Origin of the sequence: Chitinophaga sp. 22308 (assembly GCF_052045305.1) — a bacterium.
GTDB classification, from domain to species: Bacteria; Bacteroidota; Bacteroidia; order Chitinophagales; family Chitinophagaceae; genus Chitinophaga; species Chitinophaga varians_A.
The window spans coordinates 1,332,007-1,354,418 of sequence record NZ_JBQEOP010000001.1 but is presented as its reverse complement, the minus strand read 5'-3'; the positions used below and the strand labels follow the sequence as shown (position 1 = coordinate 1,354,418).

Here is a 22,412-nt window from a genome sequence, read left to right as displayed (position 1 = left end):
AAAGGGCGTACGGGAAAGTCTTAAAGGGGTCTTCCCATACGCCCAATTTTATTTGACCGGTAAATCACCTTTACCTGTAACTTCTGCACCCCGTCTTCGTTTTAATATACTCACCCGATCATTGTCAAGATCGTTCCCTCACTTCTGGTATTCCACTGGAAAAGTATATTATTAAATCAATACACATATCTAACAAATTATAAAACAAACATTTAGAATATTTAACTTATTTTCTCTAGCTTTGCCGCGAATTTATCGCAAGCCTGACATGAGTAAAGTCCTTTTCACTTTTCCTTTAAATCCGATAGAAAAAACCAGCGGCGCACAAACCCGTGTAATTACGTTGCTACAGTATTTTAAGGAACGGGGCATGGAGGTTGATTTTTTTTCGCTGACCGACTATTGGGGCGTGACCTCAGCGGAAAATATCAAAGCATTCAAAGAAAGCGGACAAGTCAGGAACGCATGGTTTTATCCAAGAAAACCGGCCAAGAAAAATTTCCTTCAATACTTTTTCTCGTATAAAATACCCAAACTGCTGCACCGTGTAAAAGGCGCAATCCCTAACCACGTAAGCCCTTATCTACAGGAGAAATTCAACAACATACTGGAACAATACCAGTACGATTATATCATTGTCAGTTATGCTTACTGGGCTGACCTTATAAAAGACAACCCACGCATAGGAAATGCCGTTACCATCGCCGACACGCACGATCTGCTGGCCGCGCAACACCAACACGACAAAGGCGTGGAACGTGGCATAGCGTTGGGTGACGAATTAAAAAGATTATCGCGGTTCGACCAGGTTTGGCTATGCTCTCCGGAAGAAAACTATTTCTTCAGCCAGTTCCTGAAAAACCAGGTGAAATATATTCCGACCATGGTGGAAGAACCGGCGAATATAAAAAAGGATGTTCCCGTGAAATACGACCTGATCTATGTAGCCTCGCATAACCCGCACAATCTTGCGGCGGCTGACTGGTTCTTCAAACAGGTATTTCCCTTGATTCCTGACCACGTCACGCTTTGTGTGGTTGGATCAATCTGCCGTTTTATTCCTGGCGGCCATAAAAATATTACGCTGGTACCATTTGCAGAAGACCTCAGCGAATATTACCTGGCGTCGAAAGTAGTGATATGTCCTATGCTTTCCGGAACCGGCGTGAAAATAAAAGTGGTGGAAGCCATGTTATTCGGACTGCCTGTTGTATGTAACGAAAGAGGCATGGACGGACTGCCGGACAAAAATAATTGCGGCTGCCTCGTAACACAGGACCCGCGCGAGTTTGCCGGTTATATACTGAAATTGCTGGAAGACAAGGCCTTTCATGCAACACAAAGCGAACTGAGTGCCGCTTCCTTCAGGAATAATTTCGCAGCAGCCAACGTATACAAAAAACTGGACAAAGCACTCAACTACACCAGCGCCAACTAACACTCATCTTGTAAAATCACCATCAGCATGGCTAAACAGCAACGCGTTTTATACTTCTTCCCTTATAATCCTATCGGCAGGCAAAGTGGCGCCCAAACCCGGGCCATCACCCTTCTCCGGTATTTTAAGAGCAGGGGCATGAAAGTAGACCTGGTGTCCCGCCAGGGCGACTGGGAGAAAATTACACCTGAAGAAATGGACATGGTGAGAAACAGCGGGTTTGTAGAAAATGCCTGGTTCTGGTCCCGTAAGCCACCCAAAAAAAATCCGCTTGTTTACTTTTTCCAGTACAAGTTGCCGCACATGCTGTTCAACCGCAAGCTCAATCCCATAAAAGGTGGCCTGCCCAACCTGGTGAATCTGCACCTGCGCAGGGAATTCGACAAACTGCTTCAGCAAAATAAATATGACTATATCATTATCTCCTATGCCTATTATGCAGATCTGATCAAAGACAACCCATTTATCAACGGTGCCTGCACCATCATGGACACGCATGACCTGATGGCCTCACAACACCAGCTGGATAAAAACGTGAACGTAGGCGCCGCCCTCGGAGACGAGATCAGAAGACTTTCCCTGTACGACCAGATATGGGCCTGTTCGGGCGAGGAGAATTATTTTTTCAGCCAGTTCATTCGGAAAGAAACGCTCTACATCCCTACCATGGTAGAAGAGCCAAGGCAAGACGATGGCCGGACAGAAAAGAAATACGATATTATCTATGTGGCATCAGATAATGAAAACAATAAAAAATCAGCCGCCTGGTTTTTTGATAAGGTATACCCCTTATTGCCACAGTCGTACCGCCTCTGCATCATAGGCAAGATCAATGCACATATTCCTCAAGGCCTCAGTAATGTCACTTACCTTCCATTCGTGGAAGACCTGAGCGATTATTACCTGGCTTCGAAAGTAGTGATATGTCCTATGTTGGCCGGCACGGGCGTCAAAATAAAAGTACTGGAAGCCTTCTCTTACGGAAAGCCCGTTGTTTGCAACGAACGGGGACTGGACGGGCTGCCGGAAAAAACCGACAATGGCTGCCTCGTATCGGAAAGCCCTGCCGGGTTTGCAGATCACATCACCCGCCTGCTGACCGATCCCGCACTGTTTGCAGAACAAAGTGCATGGAGCGCCGCCTCTTTCAGGAAAACATTTGCAGCAGAAAAAGTGTACCAACGAATTGATGCCGCATTAAAGGTTAACCAGCCATAAAATATTTCAGCATGCCATCTCCGCCAGTAACAGTCATCATACCGGTCTATAACCTCGCTCCATATCTGGAAACCACCATCCAGTCGCTGGTGGGGCAAACCTATCCCAATACGGAGCTGCTCTTTGTGAATGATGGTTCAACGGACAACTCAGCGGAGATACTCAAGGCCGCAGCGGAGAAATACCCGAATATCAGGTCCCTGCACCAGGAAAACGCAGGACAGGGTGCCGCCCGGAACAACGGGCTGGATAACGCAACCGGCGAATTCGTCCTCTTCCTGGATGGCGACGACTGGCTGGACCCCGTCACCCTGGAACGGGCAGTGGAAGCGGCGTTGAAGGAAAACGCAGATATAGTTTGTTTTGGCTACAAAAGCGTAAAAAAGCAAGCCGATGGCAAGCTGGAAGAACTGTATAAATTTGAATACGACCCGGCTGTCTTCCATGAAGACCTCGTTTCCTGTTTCCTTGCGGAAAACACCGTGAGGAAAGATGCAGTGAACACCGCCACACTGGGCAAGCTGTACAAACGCTCACTGATTGAAACACATCATATCCGGTTCCGTCAACGTATTTTCGAAGACTCCCCTTTTATGCTGGAAGCGGTTTATCACGCTACCAGGCTGACCTGTATCAGCGGTTATTTCTACTACTATCTTCAAAGGGGAACAGAAGGAGAAGCGTCTACCATGAACAGCGGTTTCAGGGCAGATAAAGTTGCGCTCTTTTATCAGGCAGACCAGCAAATGAAATCATTTCTTCTTTCCAAAGGGGTATGGTCCAGGTACCGCAATGATTTCAGCCGTTACCATAATGCCCGTGTGATTATTTACGGTGGTTATTTCGAATTGTACCGGTACAGCCATGTTGCTACAAAAGAAGCATACCGCGCCTTTATAAAATTGCTGCAAAAACACAGTGCCGACCTGGGATGGGAAAGAGCCTCCCTCTTCAAGACCTACAGAAAAAGAGTCCCTGTTCTTCATATCGGCTTATTCCTGAGCAGGATCAGTCCGCGGCTGGCTGACCGCTACTTCAGGACTTACGAAAAAAAATACGCGTTCGACCGGCCCTCATCCGGTAATTGACAAGGCTGCGTCCAGGCGTTTGGAAACTTCTTCAGCGGAGAAACATTGCAGGAAAGTATTCTTCGCCATCTCACACTGTTTTTTATAGAAATCATGGTCCTGCAAAAGCTGCTCTACGAACTGTGCAAACTGGCCGGGCGTTTCAGCCACCAGGCAGCCGTTATTGCTTTTAAACGGTAAGCCGTCCGTTCCTCTTTCCGTACATACTACCGGCAGGCCGTGCGACAGCGCTTCCACCACTTTTACCTTCACGCCTGTTCCCTCCAGCATGGGTGACAAAGCCACACGGGCATTGACATACATCGTTTCCAGGTGCTGAACGTAAGGAACGAGCGTTACATTTGGCAGGTCTTTGGGCACATGGGCGGTAATGGTGCCTACCACTGCCAGCCTGATATCAGGAGACAGCAATGGATACACTTCACTGAAGAACCAGGCGGCCGACATAATATTTTTAGCGTTGTCACTGGCTACATACACAAGATCATATTCCGGCGTCGCCTTGCTGCTGACGGGTATGGGATCAGGCAGCATCATGGGAATGTATTTTACGCGGTCGCCAAGAAACTGGGAGAAGAAATAACTCTCTTCCGGCGAAATGGCCCATACCTGGTCATAAAGCTCCAGGCGCCTTAACTCATCGCCCAGCGCCACACTTACGTCAAACCCCGGCTCATGCTGGAGCAGCGAGGACTCCAGGTCATGTGTATCTATGATGGTCAGCGATTTGGCAGCAAGGGGATTTTTATAGATCAGGTCGGCCCAGAAAGCGTAGCTGATGATAATATAATCGTAATGCTTCCGGGAAAGCACTTCATTGAACTGCTGCTGCAGATGTAAAGTTACACGGTTAAGAATCCCCCCTTTCGGACTGGTCTTCCTGATTAATGATTTGTTCGGGAGTTTATATCCAAAAAAATAAGAAACGGGATTTCCTTTCTTCGGTTTTCTTTCCAACAGGTATACTTCATTTACCAGGCCTGTTGCTTTCAACCCGGCGGTCCCTTCATCAGTAAACGTACCCCAGTGTTTTTCAGATACAAAATCGACTTCCAGGTTTCTTTTTTTGAAATATTCCAGGAAACCTAAAGCCCTGGTCACATTGCCTGCATTTTTCGCCAGTGGGTTGACCGGAAAGTAGAACAATAATCGCTTCACTTATAAAAAATTAAAACGTATGGTCTTTATAACATAATGACAGAGTCGATCTTCGACACTTCCTTGTAATAGCTGATCACTTCTTCTTCGTTCTGCACCAGCAGCTTTATGGTAAATGACCTGTATTTCCCGTTAGATGAATTGATGGCAGTGATCTCCGCCGGAGTACCGGCAAATACCGATTTCAACGCAGCGATCTTTTCTTCCTCTGCCTTCACGATGAACTTAAAGGTATAGATTGTAGGAGAGACGATAGACTGTTGCAATAACGCCCGAAAATTCTCATATGGATCTCCGCTCAAGTTGGCATCCCTGTTCTCTTCAATTGCCATTTTCTGTGTTTATTAATTACCAAACCTGCAAATTAACCAATTTTAGGCGCTTACAGCCAACACATTAATAATAAAATGATATTATCATGTAAAAGTTATTTCATGAATAGTTTTCTGCAGGACAGTATATAAGAAATACGGGAGGCAGATGAAGACTGGGGCGTAATATCGTTTAAATAAAATTGGGCGGGCCTGAAAGCCTTAGTGGCTTCAGGCCCGCCCATGATATGTTTAGCGGTTGTAGTATTTATTTACCGCATCAGTCCTGCTACGGACGTGCAGTTTCTCATAAATATTATGAACGTGCCTTCTTACTGTTTCTATACTGATAAACAGATTGCTGGCAATTTCCTTATACAGGAAACCTTTGGACAACTGGTCCAGAATTTCTTTTTCACGCGTGGTCAGTGCTTCCAGAGCCGGATTAGGTTTGGCTTGTTTCTGAAAAAAGGCCACTACCCTTCTGGCAATCTGCGAGCTCATAGGCGAACCGCCTTCATGCAGGTCCCTGATGGCTTCCAAAAGCTCACCGGGAGAGGTTTTTTTGAGGATGTACCCACTTGCACCGGCTTCCAGTGCCATGAAAATTTTGTCGTCATCTTCATATACAGTGAGCATCATAAACTGCATATCCTGGTACTCTGCTTTCAACCGGGCAATACATTCAATACCATTCATCCCACCGGGAAGATTAAAATCCATCAGTACTACGTTGGGCAGCAGTTGAGGGATTTGCTCCAGTGCGGTTTCTGCATTATTGAAGGTGCCAACACAGGCATAACCGTCAGAACCATTAATCAGCAATTCCATAGCCGTGCGGATATCATGGTTATCTTCTACTATCGCAATAGAAATGATGTCCATGTTATCCTGGGACTTCTTCTTTGAGTATACCGTCATGTTTATAGGAATTATAACACTTAAATGTTACTTAAAACAAATGTATGTTAATTTAGTGGGATATCGAGAAAAACTATTGTCCCATTGTTGGAAGTGATATCTGCATTACCGCCCACTGCCATCATCCGTTTCTGAATATTTTTCAAGCCATTGCCAAACAAACGGACTTTCTCCTGGTCAAACCCTTTGCCATTGTCTTTGATCATGATCGTCATGTTTTTATGCATTTTCACTTCTATGATTACCTCACTGGCCTTCGCATGTTTCATCACATTATGCAATGATTCCTTCACGGCCAGATAAATGTTCCGCCGCGTACCGCCGCTAAGTTTGATGTCCGGGATAACTTCAGGGAAGAAAAACTGATGCGAGATGTGCGCATGCTCCAGGAAATCGGCAGCAAAACTGCGCATATACGCGATCAGATTGGCCAGGGAATCATTGGAGGAATTCATCGCCCAGATGATTTCACTCATCTTGTCGATCATCTCCCCGGCGGTTTCACTGATTCGCTCAATCTCTTTCGTTTGTGATGTATCCGGTATCTTTCTTTTGGCTATTTCGCTCAGCAGCCTGATCGTGGACAAACCAGACCCCAAATCATCGTGCATGTCACTGGAAATGCGCGCCCGCTCCTGATCTACTGCCTGCTCCTTTTCCAGTTTCAGCTTCTCATGCCTTATTTTATAATCAAGATACAACGTAGAAAAATAATATGCAATGCCTAACAGCAACAACAACAATAAAAATCTAAACCACAACGATTGCCAGAACGGTATCCTGATCTGTATCTCCAGCATAGTAGGCGTAGTATTCCAGCTGTCATCATTGTTAGAGGCCTTTACTTTAAATACATAACTGCCCGGATGAAGATTCGTATAACGCGCCATCCGGAACGCGCCGGCCTCCACCCAGTCTTCATCAGCACCCTCCAGCTTATACTGCACCTTGTTTTTCAACGGATTGGTATATTCCAGCGGCACAAACTCTATGGCGATGGTATTCTGATTGTATGGCAGCTCTACCCGCTTCAACAGTGATATCGCCGTATCTGACTCATAGGGCTTGTCCAGCACTTCCATCCTGCGGATGATCACCTTGGAATTGAACGGGTTTTTCCGGAAATCTTTCGGATAAAAACCATTCACGCCACGGGTACCGCCAAAAAACAACTCGCCGTCAATAGACTTATAGAAGGCGCCGGTATTGAACTCGTTGGACTGCAGCCCGTCTTCATGGTTAAACGTGGTGATCTCCCGGGTTACCGGATTGATCTGTGTAACACCTTTGTTGTGGCTCACCCAGATACGGTCTTTATCATCCAGTAACACGCCGTACATGTAATCATTGATCAGTTTCGGATAGTCGTAACTGTTATAATGCGTTTTTAACCGCTCTGAAGCATCGTATACAAACAGCCCCTTACTGGTGGCTATCAGCAGCTCTTTATGCGGGGTTTTGTTGATACCCTTTACCGTAGTGCCTTCCGGCAGTCTCACATACCGCCAGTGCGAATCAGCCAAATGTTTGATATACAACGCAGACTTGGTCCCCACATACTGATTGCCCATATGGTCTTCAAAGTAAGTGGTCAGCAATTCGTCCTGGAAGTCATGCACCACAGACACGGTATAATCAAACCCGCCATGTTCTTCAAAACGCAACAGGTAACGGCCATAATTAAAATACAACTCCCCGTTGGCGCGCTTGAACAGGAAGGGGAACGGATCTTTCTGCGGCGGCAGTTTTAACGCCTCCACTTTGGCGGTAAGGTCCCGGAAGCCTTTGGTCTGTACATTGAACAATCCAATATGCATCCCGGCAAAATGCAGCCACAGGTGTTCAAAATTTTCACGGCAGATAGCGCCCAGATCGTTGCCCGGGAACTTATGCGGGTACAACTCGTTGCTGATACGCTCAAGGAACTTGCCCTGGTCCCCGTAGATGTTCAGTCCGTCACGCATCAGGCCTACATACAGTTTTCCATCATCGTGCTTATATACCGCCTGCACCATGTTGTGAGAAATATAAGGAGAACGGTACAGGTTGAACACCTTTTTATGCGGGGAATATTTCTTCAGTCCGTCTCCGTCTGTACCCACCCACATATTATCAGAACCATCGCGGTAGAGATAGCTGACGAGGTTAAAGGAGCGTGTTTCAAATGTATTGAAGCTGACGATATGCCGGATAATTTCATTGCGGGCGATGCTATAGATAAGAATACCGTCCGTTCCGCCGATCCAGGCGTTACCTTCATGATCGATCTCCATCACATTGGGCGTAAATGCATCGCCCCATTCATTGCGGTAATCATAGCTGAGGTCGCTGAATTTGTTCCGGCGCTTATTAAATACGATAATGTGGCCTTCACTGACAATCAACAGGGAATCCGCGTTCAGGTTACGCATAATGGGGCTTTTGCCCACACCCGGCAGACAGTAGGTTTGCAGCCGCAATGTTTTAATGTCCAGTGCCAACAGCTCGCCTTCGTCGCCGCTCATCCAGATGGTATTACCGTCTTTCAGCAGCGCGGAGGGAATGATGCCCATACGCTGAAACTGGGACGGGTACAGAATAATACGGCGGGTCGCGTAGGTACTGTCATCCAGTACGTACAGCCCTTTCATCGGACGCCATACCCAGAGGCTCCGGGTGGCGGTGTCTTCCCCCAGTATCCTGAATTTGACATTGGCATCCCGTTCCTGTGCATTCACATTGGAGGTGTCTACCAATACGGTGCGGAAATTATTGCGGTATTTATCGTAGAGGCTGATACCATTATTATGGGCCAGCAACAGCTGATGGCGGCTGTCACGATAGAATGAGTATCCTTTGTATCCTTTCAGGTCAAACCGGTTGATCACTGCCCGGTTACCATTGCTGCCGCGTGGTACCAGTTCTCCTTTCCCCTCTCCTGCCCTTAGCTGGGAGCTGGGCTTGTAACGGTATTCGTTGAAAGTGTACCCGTCGAAACGGTTGATGCCATCGCGGGTGGCAATCCAGAGAAACCCCTGGTCATCTTGCGTGATATCAAAAACAGTGCTTTGGGAAAGCCCGTCATTTACGCTGTAGCTGTCAAAAATATACGGCTTCTCCTGCGCATATAGCATGCTGGTACCCAACAGAAGGGCGCATAGGCTCAGGTGAAAAAGTTTTTTCAAGTGGCGGGAATGAAGCACGCTGATTTAGTTATTGACAGTAAGCTGGTTTAGGCTGTTTTTGCAAATATATAATTCTGCGCCACACTTTCTAGCTATTTTGTATTTTTCTTGCGGTTTAACAGATTGGAAATAAATATTATAATTAATGCCCATACTTTCTCATTACAGGCAACTTCCGTTTTCCATTGCCTTCCGGTTGATGATTTTCGCGAAGCGAATCCTGCCCTCCAGCCTCCTATTATTGATGCTGACAATCCTATGCCTCATGGCATCGGCACAAAACGACCGGCCTTATTCAATACATGTACTGGAGGCACATCCGCCCCTGAAAAGCATACGCGGCCTTAGCGCCGTTACAGATGATGTTGTATGGGCCTCCGGCACGGGCGGCATGGTAGGACGCAGCATCAATGGAGGCGGCACCTGGGAATGGCATCAGGTAAAAGCCTGCGACAGCTGCGACTGGCGCTCCCTTTATGCCTTCAATGACCAAAAAGCGGTGGTGATCAATGCCGGAGAACCGGCGCATGTATTCCTTACCGAAGACGGCGGCCAGTCCTGGCAACAGGTGTACTTCGACGCCACGCCTGGTATCTTCTTTGATGCTGTGGCATTTTATAATGATCAGGAAGGCATCGCTATTGGCGACCCGCTGCAACAACATTTTGCCGTGCTCCGCACACACGATGGTGGCCACACCTGGCAACAGGATACACCGGCGCAATCTCCCGAAGCCGCTTCCGGCGAATCTATTTTCGCTGCCAGCGGCACCAGCCTCATTGCCCGCAATGGGCTGACCGTCTTTGTTACCGGCGGCACGGTCTCGCGCTTCCATCAGCTGTCTGGTACCCGCTGGAACAGCAGGCCGCTGCCGTTGTTGCAGGGACAAGCCAGCACGGGGGCCTTTTCTGTGGCATTCCTGAACAACTGCACCGGCATCGTGGTGGGCGGTGATTACAGGCAAGACACTATTCGTCAACAAAACTGTCTGCTTACCGGCGATGGCGGCCGTACCTGGTCCGCCCCCGTAACGGCGCCCGGCGGTTTCAAGTCCGCTGTTGCCTGGCTCACGCCGCAAATACTGGTGGCCACTGGCACCTCCGGCACGGATATTTCTACGGACGGTGGTAAAAACTGGCAGAAGATTGGAGAAGGATTTCACTGCGCCGCAAAATCGGGAAATGGAAAACGCCTATTTTTGGCGGGCAAATCCATCGCGCGTTTGGAAAGGTAGAATAAGAAACGGGGAATCCAAAACACTAAATAAAAAGGTGCTCCTGGAAAGGCGCACCGGAAAAATAGGTTAAAGCAAAAAGTACATTTACCATATGAAGTTACTAACTAATCAAGTCAATTTTCACTCTTTTTTGTCAAACGAGTGATTTAAATCGTAAACGCAGGAATTATCGCATCTAACGCGAATGTCTGTACTACTCTGATTTTTTTATGTAATTTAAGACCATGCAACAGCCGGGAAAATTAATCCGGTAATAACACAGGCTGTTGCCCGTGATTCACAAAAAGAGACTATGCAAGTTGAAACCTCGTCCAGTAAATACGGTATTAAACATTACCCTGATGCTATCCGTGAATGGAAGAAAGAAGGAAACTATTTTTGTTTTTATACCAGCGAAACCATTTTGGAAGTAAGGGTGATCGCAGACAAGATCATCCGTTTCCGTTACGCTGCTGACGGCACTTTCCAGCGTGATTTCTCCTACGCTACCAGCGATACCCTCGAAGAATCCCCCATCTCCTTTGGCATTAAAGAATGGGAAGAAACTTTTGAAATATATACCGACGTCCTGAAAGTATTCATTGCCAGGGACAATCTGCGTATCACCATCACCGATAAAGACGGGAAGGTGATCAATCAGGATGAAATGGGCTTTCACTGGCAGCACTATCTGCAAAAAGGCGGTAAAATCGTTTATTGTAGCAAGCTCGTCCAGGAAGATGAATGTTTTTACGGTCTCGGTGACAAGCCCACAGACCTGAACCTTCGCGGCAAGCGCCTCGAAAACTACGGCACCGACGCCTACGGTTACCAAAAAGACACCGACCCGCTGTACCGTAACATCCCCTTCTATTACGGGCTGCACAACGGTATCGGGTATGGTATTTTCTTCGACAATACTTTCCGCACCATCTTCGACTTCGGGAAGGAACGGGAAGACGCCTGCAGCTTCTGGGCCCGCGGCGGCGAAATGAACTACTATTTCATCTACGGTCCCGAACTGCTGGATGTTGCCGCCACTTACACCCGCATCACCGGTACGCCTGAACTGCCGCCCCTGTGGACGCTCGGCTACCACCAGTGCCGGTGGAGCTATTACCCGGATAAACGGGTGCGGGAAATTGCCGCAGAATTCAGAAACCGCCGCATTCCCTGCGATGTCATCTACCTCGACATCGATTATATGGACGGCTTCCGCTGCTTTACCTGGAACAAAGAATATTTCCCTGATCCTGCAGGACTTATCAGAGACCTGGCAGCACAAGGCTTTAAAGTAGTGGTGATCATCGATCCCGGCATCAAGGTAGACCCGGACTACAGCATCTACCAGGAAGGCGTGAAAAACAACTACTTCTGCAAGCGGGCCGATGGCGCCCTCATGGAAGGCGATGTATGGCCGGGTAAATGTGTATTCCCCGACTTTACCAATCCGGAAGTCAGGGAATGGTGGAGCAGTCTTTTTAAAGGCCTCGCCGAAACCGGCGTCCGTGGCGTCTGGAACGATATGAACGAACCCGCTGTCTTTGAAATGGGCACTTTCCCGGAAGACGTACGGCATGACTATGACGGCGAAGAAGTGAGCCACCGTAAAGCCCACAACGTGTACGGCCATCTGATGAGCAAGGCCACAGCTGCCGGCATGAAAAAATACCTGCTGCCCAACCGGCCTTTCCTGATCACCCGCTCCTGCTATGCCGGCGCACAACGCTGGTCTTCTGTGTGGACCGGCGACAATGTTTCCAGCTGGGAACATCTGTGGCTGGCCAGCATACAATGCCAACGCCTCGCCGTCTCCGGTCTCTCTTTCGCAGGCAGTGATATCGGCGGCTTTATTGGTGAACCCGACGGAGAGCTTTATACCCGCTGGATACAGCTGGGCACTTTTCATCCGCTGATGCGTACCCACTCCGCCAGCAACGAAACCGGTTTCAATCAGGAACCCTGGAGCTTTGGCCCTGACTATGAAAAAATAGTCGCCAAATTCATTTCCCTGCGTTATGAACTGCTGCCGTATCTGTACACCACTTTCTGGCAGTACGCCACATATGGCACTCCCATGCTGCGTCCGCTCGCTTTCGTGGCCCAGCATGACCCGGCCACCCACAACTGCACGCATGAATTCATGATGGGCGACGCACTGCTGATCAGCCATGTCAGTGAAGAAGGCATGAAGGAAAAAGCAGTGTACCTGCCTCAGGGAAAATGGTACTACTTCTGGAATGATACCGTATATAACGGCGGCCAACAGACCACCGTACCTACCCCCCTGGAGGAAATGCCGCTGTTTGTCAAAGCCGGCACGGTTGTTCCCCGCTACCCTGTTATGCAGCATACCTATGAATCTCCTGTGACTGAGATGCTGCTGCATGTGTATTACGGCGAAGAAATCACAAAGAGCACGCTCTATGAAGACGCCGGCGATCACTACGGCTACAAAAACGGCCAGTACAATGTGATCAACTTCAAACAGGCTTCTTCTGCGGAACAATTTACGCTGAAGAAAAAATACTATGTCAACTATGAAGTAGCGTATACCCATCACCGTATCATTCTGCACGGACTGCCTTTCAAAGCAGCCACCGTACTGATAGACGGTACAGCGCTGACACTGACGAACGATCATTATTTACCTGACGGCACTATTTCGTTTATAGTTGACCGTGGGTTTGAAAATATTACGATCCACAAAGCATAGTGCTTTTTTGTTGCAAGACCGGTCATGTGAATCCTGATGGATGCCCATGGCCGGTTTGTCTTTTTTTGGAAGATCAATATTTACCTTTATGAGAGTTGCCATTATTGGAGATTACAACCCACAGGCGGCCACCCATATCGCCACCGGCGATGCGTTACTGCATGCTGCCGGTCAACTGGGCATGTCCGTCACCTTTGATTGGGTTCCCACAGAAAACATCTTACCGCAGTTTGAAACTATTTGTAATGGTTATGACGCCTACTGGATTGCCCCGGGGAGCCCGTACAAAGATTTTGCCGGTGTGTTACAGATCATCCGGTACGCCAGAGAGCACCGTGTGCCTGCTATTGGTACCTGTGGCGGATTTCAGCATATGGTGATCGAATTTGCGCGGCATGTGCTGCAGCTGGAAGATGCGGCGCACGCAGAGTATGATCCCTATGCTTCCAGATTGGTAGTGACGCCGTTGAGCTGCTCACTGGTAGGGCAAACACTGCAAATCCACATCAGGGACCAGCATTCAAAGGCAGGCCGGTCTTTACAAACAGACCAGATAACAGAACGGTATTATTGCAACTTCGGATTAAATCCGGATTACCAAACGTTGCTGCATGAGCATGGTTTTCAGGTGGTTGGTATTGACGCTGCCGGAGAAGCCAGGATACTGGAACTCGAAGGGCATCCTTTTTATGTCGCTACGCTTTTTGTGCCGCAAACCAGTTCCACTGCTGCGCATCCGCACCCGCTCATCAGCGGCTTCCTGCAAAGTATTAAGTCACAGGCAGAATCGTAAAGGTGCGGCAGGGTCGCGCGTATGACATACAGGACATCAACAATCTCAGGGCACACATGCATCACCCTGATCTACATGGTAAAGGATGGCGTTTTGCCTGGGCTACCTAATCGGCAAACACACGGACAGCACATCGTCTGCCATGTCTACGCTGATAGCCGCAACAGCTTAACTGTCAATGATGAATGATCAAATAAAAGAAGGAAAATTATTACAACTGGCGAAAGAAGGTTTTAAAAGAAAAAGGCTCTCAGATAGAGATCTGCCGCCGGGTTCCTAACCTATGCCAACTTTAGAGACCATAAAATTAATGGCTTAAATGCTATGCACAAAATCCCGGCAGCCACGGAAGGCAGAATGAACAAAATGAACGAATCCGTTAACATTGAATTAAGAAATCGGCACTATAAGACGGTCAGGCTTCCGGCAATTTAAAATTTAAGTCTCCCAAAACGTAGGCCAACAAAGCATTTCAGCAACAAAATCCATTTAGCAACCAACACAAAAAAATCCGGATATCCTGCTATGCAAAATTTGTCGGGATAGTGACGGAACGTTACCGATCATATCTGCATATCAAAATATCCGGTATATGCTGCTCAATAAAAAATCGACAAAAAGAAAATGGAAATCAGCGCGCAAAAAACCAGCAACACAAAAATGGCGCGGAATAAAATTTCAGTTCTGTCAGGAGTGGATTCCAGGCCATTCAATTCATGAGGTCCATCTCCGTGGTTGATTATCAGGTTTTTCATACAAACAAATTAAAGGATTCACAATAAAATAGCGTAAACATTGCCACCAGAGCCTTATTCATCATTTACTCCTTGCTGAAAGTACAAAATAAAAAGCTAAAATGGACAACTTTTATCCTTCATTTTGACGCAAAAACCCGTTCATTTTGTTCAACCCTTTTAATTCCGCTTTTTCCGCTTCTCCGCTGCCTGGTGGGGCAAAGTCGCAGGAGCAGGTGCCGTAGGGGGCGTTGCGACAGTAGTGCTGTCTTCCCCCATATCCTCCGGCGTTACGAGCTCTCCCCTTTTGTAATAAGCCTTCGCCATTTTACCGGTATCTTCATCATACAGCTTCCATACGCCGTTACGCACGGAATTGCCCTGTCGTACAATCACCACCGGCGTTTCCTGCTGACTTACAGGGTCTACCACCATCACGGTGTCTTTTTGCCCCTCTATTTCTGTGGCCATATAAACACCTTCTTCGGCCCGCTTGCCGTTAGGATAAAAGTATTTGCAATAACCGTCCAGCACATTGTTCTTATAGGTTTCTTCGGCAATGATATTCCCGCCAAGGGACGTTTTCTTCCAGACGCCTTCTTTCCGGCCATTTTTATAGTTCCCCTCCCAGATATACCCCGGTTCGCCACGCAGCTCCTCCACTTGTTCTATCCAATAGCCCTGCTTGCGCTGCTGGGCATCTTTCTGGTTCCTCGCCTGCTTAGGCGGCTGTCCGGCCTGCCCCTGGGCGTACCCTGCGGCTGCCACCATTAGCCCGATGAATGTCCCCACTATTATTTTTCGCATATACTGTTATTTTATCACAAGTTAAATAATTCTGACATGCATTTCTCCGGGCAATAAAAAAGCCGGCGCACCATGAGATGTGCACCGGCTTTGCTGTTTTTTAGTTGCGTTACTATTTATGTAATGTAATATCTCCCAGCTTGGTATCCTTACCCCGCTCAATGGTCACATTGTTAATGGTAGTGTCTTTATACCCGTTGGACGTGTTCACATACACGTTCCAGGTACCGGTTTTCAAACCGCGCACTTTGAATTCACCACTTCTCCAGGGCAAAGCATACAATGTGTCTTTGTTGCTGTTGTAAACGGAGATCACAGGGTAGGCATCCCAGGGCGTAACGCGGCCGGAGAGGCTGCCCATTTTCAGGATAGTGAATACGTTGATGTACGGACGCAGGATGAATTTACCGTTCCAGGTACGGATAATGGAACGCTGTATATCGAAATCCAGCCACAGCTGCAGATTGTCGGTAGACACTTCATCCCATTCGTTATGCCTGATCCTTACAATAATTTTTGACTGGCCGGACACGGAAGTAACCGGGTAAGTCACACTGTTCTTCACAAGGGAATTGTTAGATCCAATTGTAATACGGATCTGCTTCATCACGCCTTTCTTTATCAGGCCGCCCGCCAGCAAAGTATCAGCGCCATTACGGAGCGTCAGCAGGTCATACACGCCCGGATGAATGTTCAGGGAATCCCATACCTGACAGGAATCGCGGCCCTGACGGTCGTGGTCATGGTCTTCGTCCCACCAGCAACGGTCGCTATCGTTCCAGCTATCGTCATCGGCCTTGCCGCAGGTATCTACCAATACCTCTACCTTACGGATGTCCAGCATTACTTTGTCGAACAAGCCCGGATCATCTGAAAGAAACAAACTAACCTTCTGCTGATTTTGGGGAATCGGCTCCGTGGATGAAGACTGGTCTTTTTTACAGGAGTACAACAGGATGGCGGCCAGCACTGGAATCGACAATACCAGCAAGCCCCGTTTAAGGAGAGTACTTTTCATACTTTGTAGGTTTTTATACAATAAAAAAATTATGGCTGATGCATGATAGCTATTAGCAGATAGGAGCCGGCTGTTAATACCACCGGATCGTTGGTCTTCTTGGTGTCTTCGGATTCGTTTACCAGGCGATGACTAGTTGCTATATGCTATACAAAAACGCTTGTATCTCTCCTCTTATTGCAGTCTCTCAAACGTCAAGATTATAGATAGAATAAAAAGGAAAAGGTTTAAAGACATGAAAAGAAAAATCCGGTACACGGACAGTGCCGGATACCGGATTCAAATAACATGTATGTCAAACAATTATGCAGTAACGGGTTTCAATATGGTTACGCCCAATGGCGGAACACGCAGGGACAGGGTATATTCACGGCCATTATAAAATTGTTTCGCGGCATGCAACTGACCGGTATTTATCACCCCGCTTCCATAATACCGGGGATGATCACTGTTTAATACCTCTTCCCACAAGCCTCCCAGCGGAATACCCACCGGATACTGTTCGCGGGGCACCGGCGTCATATTCAGCACGACCAGCATCACATCGCCGGCCGCTTTCCCTTTGCGCATATAAGCCAGCACACAATTGTCATAGTCGTTGACGATCATCCATTCAAAACCATCGCCTTCAAACTGCAGTTCATACAAAGCGGTGGATTCCCGGTACAACCGGTTGATGTCTTTTACAAAGTCCTGTATCCCCTTATGGGTGGCGTGTTTCAACAGGTGCCAGTCCAGTTCACGTTTGTAGTTCCACTCGGAAGTTTGTCCGAACTCCCCGCCCATAAACAATAACTTGGTGCCGGGATGCGTATACATATAACCATACAGTAAACGCAGGTTGGCGCATTTCTGCCAGTCGTCGCCCGGCATTTTATACAGCAACGGCGATTTGCCATGCACCACTTCATCATGGCTCAGCGGCAGCATATAGTTCTCGCTAAAGGCATACACCAGGCTAAATGTCAGATCGTTCTGGTACCATTTCCGGTGAATGGGGTCTTTTTTGAAATAATCCAGCGTATCATTCATCCAACCCATCATCCACTTCATGCCAAAACCCAGTCCGCCTACGAAAGTGGGCCTTGACACACCATAATGATTGGTGGAATCTTCTGCAATGGTCTGTACATCGGGAAACAGGGCATAGATGGTCTCATTCAGCTTTTTCAGAAAACTGATCGCTTCCAGGTTTTCATTGCCACCCAGTTCGTTCGGTTCCCAGCCGCCCCGTTGCCGGGAATAGTCGAGATGGATCATAGAGGCCACTGCATCTACCCGCAGGCCATCAATATGAAATTTGTCCAGCCAGTAAACAGCATTGCTGAGCAGAAATGACCGCACTTCGTTGCGGGAATAATTAAAGATATAGCTGTTCCAGTCAGGATGGTACCCTTTGCGCATATCTGCATATTCATACACATGGGAACCGTCAAACCGGTACAAACCATGCGCATCATGCGGAAAATGGGAAGGCACCCAGTCGAGGATCACCCCGATGCCTGCCTGGTGAAAAGCTTCCACCATCTCCATAAAATCCTGTGGCGTACCATAGCGGGATGTAGCGGCATAGTAACCGGTTAACTGATACCCCCATGAACCGTCAAAAGGATGTTCCATCACTGGCATCAGCTCCACATGGGTGAAGCCCATCTCCTTTACATAAGGCACCAGCATAGCGGCAATTTCGCCGTAGGAGTAAAAGCTCTCTTCGTTGTTGGGGTCGGGCTTTCGCCAGGACCCTAAATGCATTTCATATACCGCAAAAGGGCTGTTCAGATGGTTGTGTTTCTTTCTGCCCTGCATCCATTTTTTGTCATGCCAGGTATGGTCCAGCGGATGTACAACGGAAGCTGTTTTAGGCCGCACCTCCCACCGGGTGGCATAAGGATCGCCTTTAAAAAGCTCTTCACCGCTGTTGGAGCGGATAAAGTATTTGTACAGATTACCGGCTTCCACGCCGGGAATAAACCCTTCCCAGATACCGGAACTGTCCCAGCGGGGCAAAAGGGTATGACTGTAATGGTCCCAGTTGTTAAAATCACCCATGACGGCCACAAAGGCGGCGTCCGGAGCCCATACGGCAAAATAGGTGCCTGCTACGCCTTCGTACTCGAGCGTATGCGCACCGAATTTTTCGTATAGCCGGTAATGTGACCCTGCCTGAAACAGGGCAATATCTCCGGATGAAAAAAGTGAAAATGGTTCTACTGACTGCAAAGGGCGATTGATAACTCCGGTCATAGTAACGTGTAAATTGGGTGTCTGGATAAACAAGATAGTCTAAATTTGGCTATTTGTCGTTTAGATCTTTGGTTATTTGAGATGTAAGAATTTGCGAAAATAGGGTATTTGAGAGATTTTCCGGCCAGACACTGCGACACAAAAAAATTTGGGTATCTCAATATCCAGGTGCGCGAGGCAGCCTGAATATCAAAATACCCAAATATCAGAATATTAAAACGACTTAGTATTTACGTTTAAACGGAGGTTTACCGCCGCCGGAAAACTCACGTTTTTCACCGGAACGCGGACCACCGGAGGTCCATGTTTTTTTGCGCGGACCGCCTTCGCCACGGTTGTTACCGTTGAAACGGCCACCGCCGCCGCCACGTTTATCACCGTCCTGGGACATTTCAATCCGCACAGCACGACCGTTGTATTCCACTTTTTTGAAGCTCTGGGTCACTTTTTCCAGCTCATCATTTTCCACTTCAAAGAAAGAGTAAACACCTTTCAGATCAATACGGCCGATTTTGTTGCCACGAACGCCGGTGTTGTCACACAGGTAGCGGAGCATGTCGCCGCGGTTGAAATCGTCTACGGAACCGAGGTTGATGAACAAACGGGTGTATTTACCGGAACCACGGCGGTCACGGCCTTCATCACCGACGCGCCTGTCATCTTTCGTGTTCAGGTCCGGAGCATCCTGGTAGTATTCGAGGAACTGGTTGAATTCCAGGGAAGCAAAGCGTTTGATCAGCTCTTCCTTGGTCATCGCAGCAAATTCTTCGTATATACGTTCCAGGTATGGTTCGATCTGTTCTTCGTTGACAGTTACGTTGTGCACTTTATGCACAAGGCCAAACAGTTGTTTTTCGCAAACAGCAAAGCCATCGGGCACTTCAGCTTTCACAAACTTTTTGCCGATCACTCTTTCGATCTGGCGGATTTTCCCGGTATCACGGCCGCCGATAATGGCAATGGATACACCGGATTTACCGGCACGGCCGGTACGGCCGCTACGGTGCGTGTAGTTTTCCACATCATCCGGCAGATCGTAGTTGATCACGTGCGTTACGTTGTCAACGTCGATACCACGGGCAGCCACATCGGTAGCTACCAGTACCTGCAAGGCTTTTTCGCGGAAGCGTTTCATCACCTTGTCGCGCTGCTGCTGGGTCAGGTCTCCATGCAGGGCGTCGGCATTGTAACCGTCCTTGATCAGGGATTCAGCGATCTCCTGGGATTCAATTTTGGTACGGGTGAAGATGATACCGAAGATATCAGGATTATAATCCACAATACGTTTCAGGGCAGCATATTTATCACGTGGACGCACCACATAGTATTCGTGTTCGATGTTGGCGTTACCGCTGTTTTTAGTACCAACGGTCAGCTCAAACGGATCTTCCATGTACTTTTTCGCGATACGGCGCACTTCCTGTGGCATCGTAGCGGAAAACAGCCAGGTCGTTTTGGATTCCGGGGTGTTGGACAGGATGCTGTTGATGTCTTCCTGGAATCCCATGTTCAGCATTTCGTCGGCTTCGTCCAGTACGGCATAACGTACGTTGTCGAAGTTAACGGCGCCACGGTCGATGATATCGAGCAGACGGCCGGGGGTGGCTACCACAATGTGTACGCCTCTTTTCAGTTCGCGCAGCTGTTGCACGATGCTGGAACCGCCATATACCGCCACAATGTTTACTTCACCGAGATATTTGCTGAAGTTTTTGAGGTCGTTGGTGATCTGCAGGCACAGTTCGCGTGTGGGGCACAGGATCAGTCCCTGTGGTTTGTTGATTTTCAGGTCCAGTTGCTGCAACAATGGTAAGCCAAAGGCAGCGGTCTTACCGGTGCCCGTCTGGGCCAGTCCCACAAAGTCGCGGTCTCCGGTTAAAAGAACGGGAATAGCCTGTTCCTGGATCGGTGTTGGGGAAACGAAACCCAGGTCCGTAATTCCCTTCAAAATAGGCTCTTGTAAGCCCAGTGATTCAAATGTTGTCATTGATTTGCATTAATCGGGCTCCGTCGGGAGCCATGTAAGGGCCCTTCGCCTGCGGGCGGCGGGCTGTTGAAATATTTTCTATACCAGTTCACCTTCGAGGTCGTAGTCAAACGCCTTGGTGATACGTACGTTCACAAATTCGCCGTGTTTCAGGCGTTTGGTGGTACTGATGATCACCTCATTGTCTACTTCCACAGAGTCGAACTCGGTGCGGGCCAGGTATCTGCCGGCCTCTTTTTTGTCTACGATGACTTTCAGTATTTTACCTACCCTTTCCTGGTTTTTCTCCAGGGAGATTTCCTGTTGTACTTCCATGATCTCCTGCGCTCTTCTCTCTTTCTCTTCGGCCGGGATGTTGTCTTCCAGCTCATAAGCGCTGGTTCCTTCTTCATGGCTGTAGGTGAATACGCCTACTCTGTCGAAACGCATTCTTTCCAGGAAGCCTTTCAGTTCTTCCACATCGTCTTCTGTTTCACCGGGGAAACCGGCGATCAGGGTGGTACGGAGACAGATACCGGGTACTTTGGCGCGGATCTGGTGGACCAGTTCCTCGATTTCTTCGCGGGTGATCTGGCGTTTCATCGCTTTAAGCATGGCATTGGAAGCATGCTGCAGCGGCATATCGAGATAGTTGCAGATGTTAGGGAACTCGTTCATTACGTCGAGCACTTCCATCGGGAACTTTGTAGGATAAGCGTAGTGCAGGCGTATCCATTCCAGGCCTTCCACCTGCGCCAGTGCGCGCATCAGGTCGGCGAGGCGGCGCTGTTTGTACAGGTCCAGGCCATAATAGGTAAGTTCCTGCGCGATCAGCATGATTTCCTTTACACCAGAGCGGACCAGCTTTTCTGCCTCTTTCACCAGCTCCTCGATAGGGCGGGACACGTGGCCGCCGCGCATCAGGGGAATGGCGCAAAAAGAACAGGTACGGTTACAACCTTCCGCAATCTTCAGATAAGCATAGTGGGAAGGCGTACTCAGTAAACGCTCGCCGATCAGTTCGGATTTGTAGTCAGCATCAAATTTTTTCAGGAGCATGGGCAGTTCCATGGTGCCAAACCAGGCATCTACGCCGCCAATCTCTGATTCCAGGTCACCACGATAGCGCTCGCTCAGACAGCCGGTCACATATACTTTGTCCAGCTTTCCGCGTTGCTTCAGTTCTACCTGTTCCAGGATGGTATTGATGGATTCTTCTTTTGCTTTGTCGATAAACCCACAGGTGTTCACTACCACGATGTTGTGGTCCCGTTTGGTGCTTTCATGTACTACATCGATCTCATTGGCCAGCAGTTGCCCGCTCAGCACTTCTGAGTCAACCATGTTCTTCGAACAACCAAGCGTAATAATGTTAACCTTGTCTTTCTTTAAAGTTTTCGTCTTCAAGGGCGAATGTTTTAGAGCATGCGGCCGGTTTTTGCGGCCAGCTACCGCCACGAAGACACACAGACACTAATTGTATAAAACAGCAGACTTACTGTACGTGACTTTGAGCCTTAGTGGGGGTTGAGTAAGGAAGGTGCAAAGGTAGGGAAAATATTTGGTTATTTGGATATTTGGGTATCTGATTATTGGATTTGCGGATTGGGGAAGTTACGG

Annotated in this window: 16 protein-coding genes; 6 read left to right on the top strand and 10 right to left on the bottom strand. The window is 48.3% G+C overall.

The features are described 5' to 3' along the window. Nucleotides 1-268: 268 nt before the first annotated feature. Genes ACTJJS_RS05765 through ACTJJS_RS05755 form a run of 3 tightly spaced genes read left to right on the top strand, consistent with a single transcriptional unit; the run spans nt 269 to nt 3,744 of the window. A complete protein-coding gene (locus ACTJJS_RS05765) occupies nt 269-1,438 on the top strand; it encodes a glycosyltransferase (protein WP_440662815.1) in 1,170 nt (389 codons plus the stop codon). Between the two features lie 27 nt (nt 1,439-1,465). Beyond that, a complete protein-coding gene (locus ACTJJS_RS05760; protein ID WP_343746875.1) occupies nt 1,466-2,656 on the top strand; it encodes a glycosyltransferase in 1,191 nt (396 codons plus the stop codon). Between the two features lie 11 nt (nt 2,657-2,667). Further along, complete coding sequence (locus ACTJJS_RS05755; protein ID WP_440662814.1) at nt 2,668-3,744, top strand: glycosyltransferase family 2 protein; 1,077 nt, start codon at nt 2,668-2,670, stop codon at nt 3,742-3,744. On the opposite strand, the gene ACTJJS_RS05750 is transcribed toward ACTJJS_RS05755, so the two are convergent. From ACTJJS_RS05750 to ACTJJS_RS05735, 4 genes are all read right to left on the bottom strand, one after another. Beyond that, the gene (locus tag ACTJJS_RS05750) at nt 3,730-4,902 is read right to left on the bottom strand and encodes a glycosyltransferase (protein WP_440662813.1); all 1,173 of its coding nucleotides are present in this window, start codon (nt 4,900-4,902) and stop codon (nt 3,730-3,732) included. The genes ACTJJS_RS05755 and ACTJJS_RS05750 overlap by 15 nt on opposite strands. A gap of 26 nt (nt 4,903-4,928) precedes the next feature. Then, nucleotides 4,929-5,234 (bottom strand): HP0495 family protein, encoded by a 306-nt coding sequence (locus ACTJJS_RS05745; RefSeq protein ID WP_440662812.1) that lies wholly within the window; start codon nt 5,232-5,234, stop codon nt 4,929-4,931. A 231-nt stretch (nt 5,235-5,465) separates the two neighbouring features. After that, entirely contained in the window at nt 5,466-6,134 is a 669-nt protein-coding gene (locus ACTJJS_RS05740; protein ID WP_113614132.1) for a response regulator transcription factor, read from the bottom strand. Between the two features lie 47 nt (nt 6,135-6,181). Continuing rightward, on the bottom strand, nt 6,182-9,298 hold the full coding sequence (locus tag ACTJJS_RS05735; protein ID WP_440662811.1) for a ligand-binding sensor domain-containing protein: 3,117 nt from the start codon (nt 9,296-9,298) through the stop codon (nt 6,182-6,184). 265 nt (nt 9,299-9,563) lie between these two features. Between ACTJJS_RS05735 and ACTJJS_RS05730 the strand changes: the two genes are divergently transcribed. The 3 genes from ACTJJS_RS05730 to ACTJJS_RS05720 all read left to right on the top strand — a co-directional run bounded on the left by ACTJJS_RS05730 (nt 9,564) and on the right by ACTJJS_RS05720 (nt 14,023). Continuing rightward, a complete protein-coding gene (locus ACTJJS_RS05730) occupies nt 9,564-10,532 on the top strand; it encodes a WD40/YVTN/BNR-like repeat-containing protein (RefSeq protein WP_440662810.1) in 969 nt (322 codons plus the stop codon). Nucleotides 10,533-10,827: 295 nt separating this feature from the next. Continuing rightward, complete coding sequence (locus ACTJJS_RS05725) at nt 10,828-13,230, top strand: glycoside hydrolase family 31 protein (protein WP_440662809.1); 2,403 nt, start codon at nt 10,828-10,830, stop codon at nt 13,228-13,230. A gap of 88 nt (nt 13,231-13,318) precedes the next feature. After that, complete coding sequence (locus tag ACTJJS_RS05720; RefSeq protein WP_440662808.1) at nt 13,319-14,023, top strand: CTP synthase C-terminal region-related (seleno)protein; 705 nt, start codon at nt 13,319-13,321, stop codon at nt 14,021-14,023. A gap of 599 nt (nt 14,024-14,622) precedes the next feature. Here the strand turns inward: ACTJJS_RS05720 and ACTJJS_RS05715 are convergent. From ACTJJS_RS05715 to rimO, 6 genes are all read right to left on the bottom strand, one after another. Next, nucleotides 14,623-14,778 carry a hypothetical protein gene (locus ACTJJS_RS05715; RefSeq protein WP_168868913.1) on the bottom strand — a complete coding sequence of 52 codons (156 nt, stop codon included), beginning with the start codon at nt 14,776-14,778 and terminating at the stop codon, nt 14,623-14,625. Nucleotides 14,779-14,937: 159 nt separating this feature from the next. Continuing rightward, nucleotides 14,938-15,564: a toxin-antitoxin system YwqK family antitoxin gene (locus ACTJJS_RS05710; protein ID WP_440662807.1), complete on the bottom strand. Its 627-nt coding sequence runs from the start codon at nt 15,562-15,564 to the stop codon at nt 14,938-14,940. A 112-nt stretch (nt 15,565-15,676) separates the two neighbouring features. Continuing rightward, the gene (locus ACTJJS_RS05705; RefSeq protein ID WP_168868915.1) at nt 15,677-16,582 is read right to left on the bottom strand and encodes a DUF4382 domain-containing protein; all 906 of its coding nucleotides are present in this window, start codon (nt 16,580-16,582) and stop codon (nt 15,677-15,679) included. Between the two features lie 303 nt (nt 16,583-16,885). Next, a complete protein-coding gene (glgB, locus tag ACTJJS_RS05700; protein ID WP_440662806.1) occupies nt 16,886-18,826 on the bottom strand; it encodes a 1,4-alpha-glucan branching protein GlgB in 1,941 nt (646 codons plus the stop codon). Nucleotides 18,827-19,049: 223 nt separating this feature from the next. Further along, nucleotides 19,050-20,813, bottom strand: coding sequence for a DEAD/DEAH box helicase (locus ACTJJS_RS05695; RefSeq protein ID WP_440662805.1), 1,764 nt, complete (start codon nt 20,811-20,813; stop codon nt 19,050-19,052). A 78-nt stretch (nt 20,814-20,891) separates the two neighbouring features. Beyond that, a complete protein-coding gene (rimO, locus tag ACTJJS_RS05690) occupies nt 20,892-22,199 on the bottom strand; it encodes a 30S ribosomal protein S12 methylthiotransferase RimO (protein ID WP_440662804.1) in 1,308 nt (435 codons plus the stop codon). Nucleotides 22,200-22,412 lie beyond the last annotated feature (213 nt).

Coding starts and splice junctions, on each gene's coding strand:
- ACTJJS_RS05765 (WP_440662815.1), top strand. CDS start 269: ATGAGTAAAGTCCTTTTCACTTTTCCTTTAAATCCGATAGAAAAAACC.
- ACTJJS_RS05760 (WP_343746875.1), top strand. CDS start 1,466: ATGGCTAAACAGCAACGCGTTTTATACTTCTTCCCTTATAATCCTATC.
- ACTJJS_RS05755 (WP_440662814.1), top strand. CDS start 2,668: ATGCCATCTCCGCCAGTAACAGTCATCATACCGGTCTATAACCTCGCT.
- ACTJJS_RS05745 (WP_440662812.1), bottom strand. CDS start 5,234: ATGGCAATTGAAGAGAACAGGGATGCCAACTTGAGCGGAGATCCATAT.
- ACTJJS_RS05740 (WP_113614132.1), bottom strand. CDS start 6,134: ATGACGGTATACTCAAAGAAGAAGTCCCAGGATAACATGGACATCATT.
- ACTJJS_RS05730 (WP_440662810.1), top strand. CDS start 9,564: ATGGCATCGGCACAAAACGACCGGCCTTATTCAATACATGTACTGGAG.
- ACTJJS_RS05725 (WP_440662809.1), top strand. CDS start 10,828: ATGCAAGTTGAAACCTCGTCCAGTAAATACGGTATTAAACATTACCCT.
- ACTJJS_RS05720 (WP_440662808.1), top strand. CDS start 13,319: ATGAGAGTTGCCATTATTGGAGATTACAACCCACAGGCGGCCACCCAT.
- ACTJJS_RS05715 (WP_168868913.1), bottom strand. CDS start 14,778: ATGAAAAACCTGATAATCAACCACGGAGATGGACCTCATGAATTGAAT.
- ACTJJS_RS05710 (WP_440662807.1), bottom strand. CDS start 15,564: ATGCGAAAAATAATAGTGGGGACATTCATCGGGCTAATGGTGGCAGCC.
- ACTJJS_RS05705 (WP_168868915.1), bottom strand. CDS start 16,582: ATGAAAAGTACTCTCCTTAAACGGGGCTTGCTGGTATTGTCGATTCCA.
- glgB (WP_440662806.1), bottom strand. CDS start 18,826: ATGACCGGAGTTATCAATCGCCCTTTGCAGTCAGTAGAACCATTTTCA.
- ACTJJS_RS05695 (WP_440662805.1), bottom strand. CDS start 20,813: ATGACAACATTTGAATCACTGGGCTTACAAGAGCCTATTTTGAAGGGA.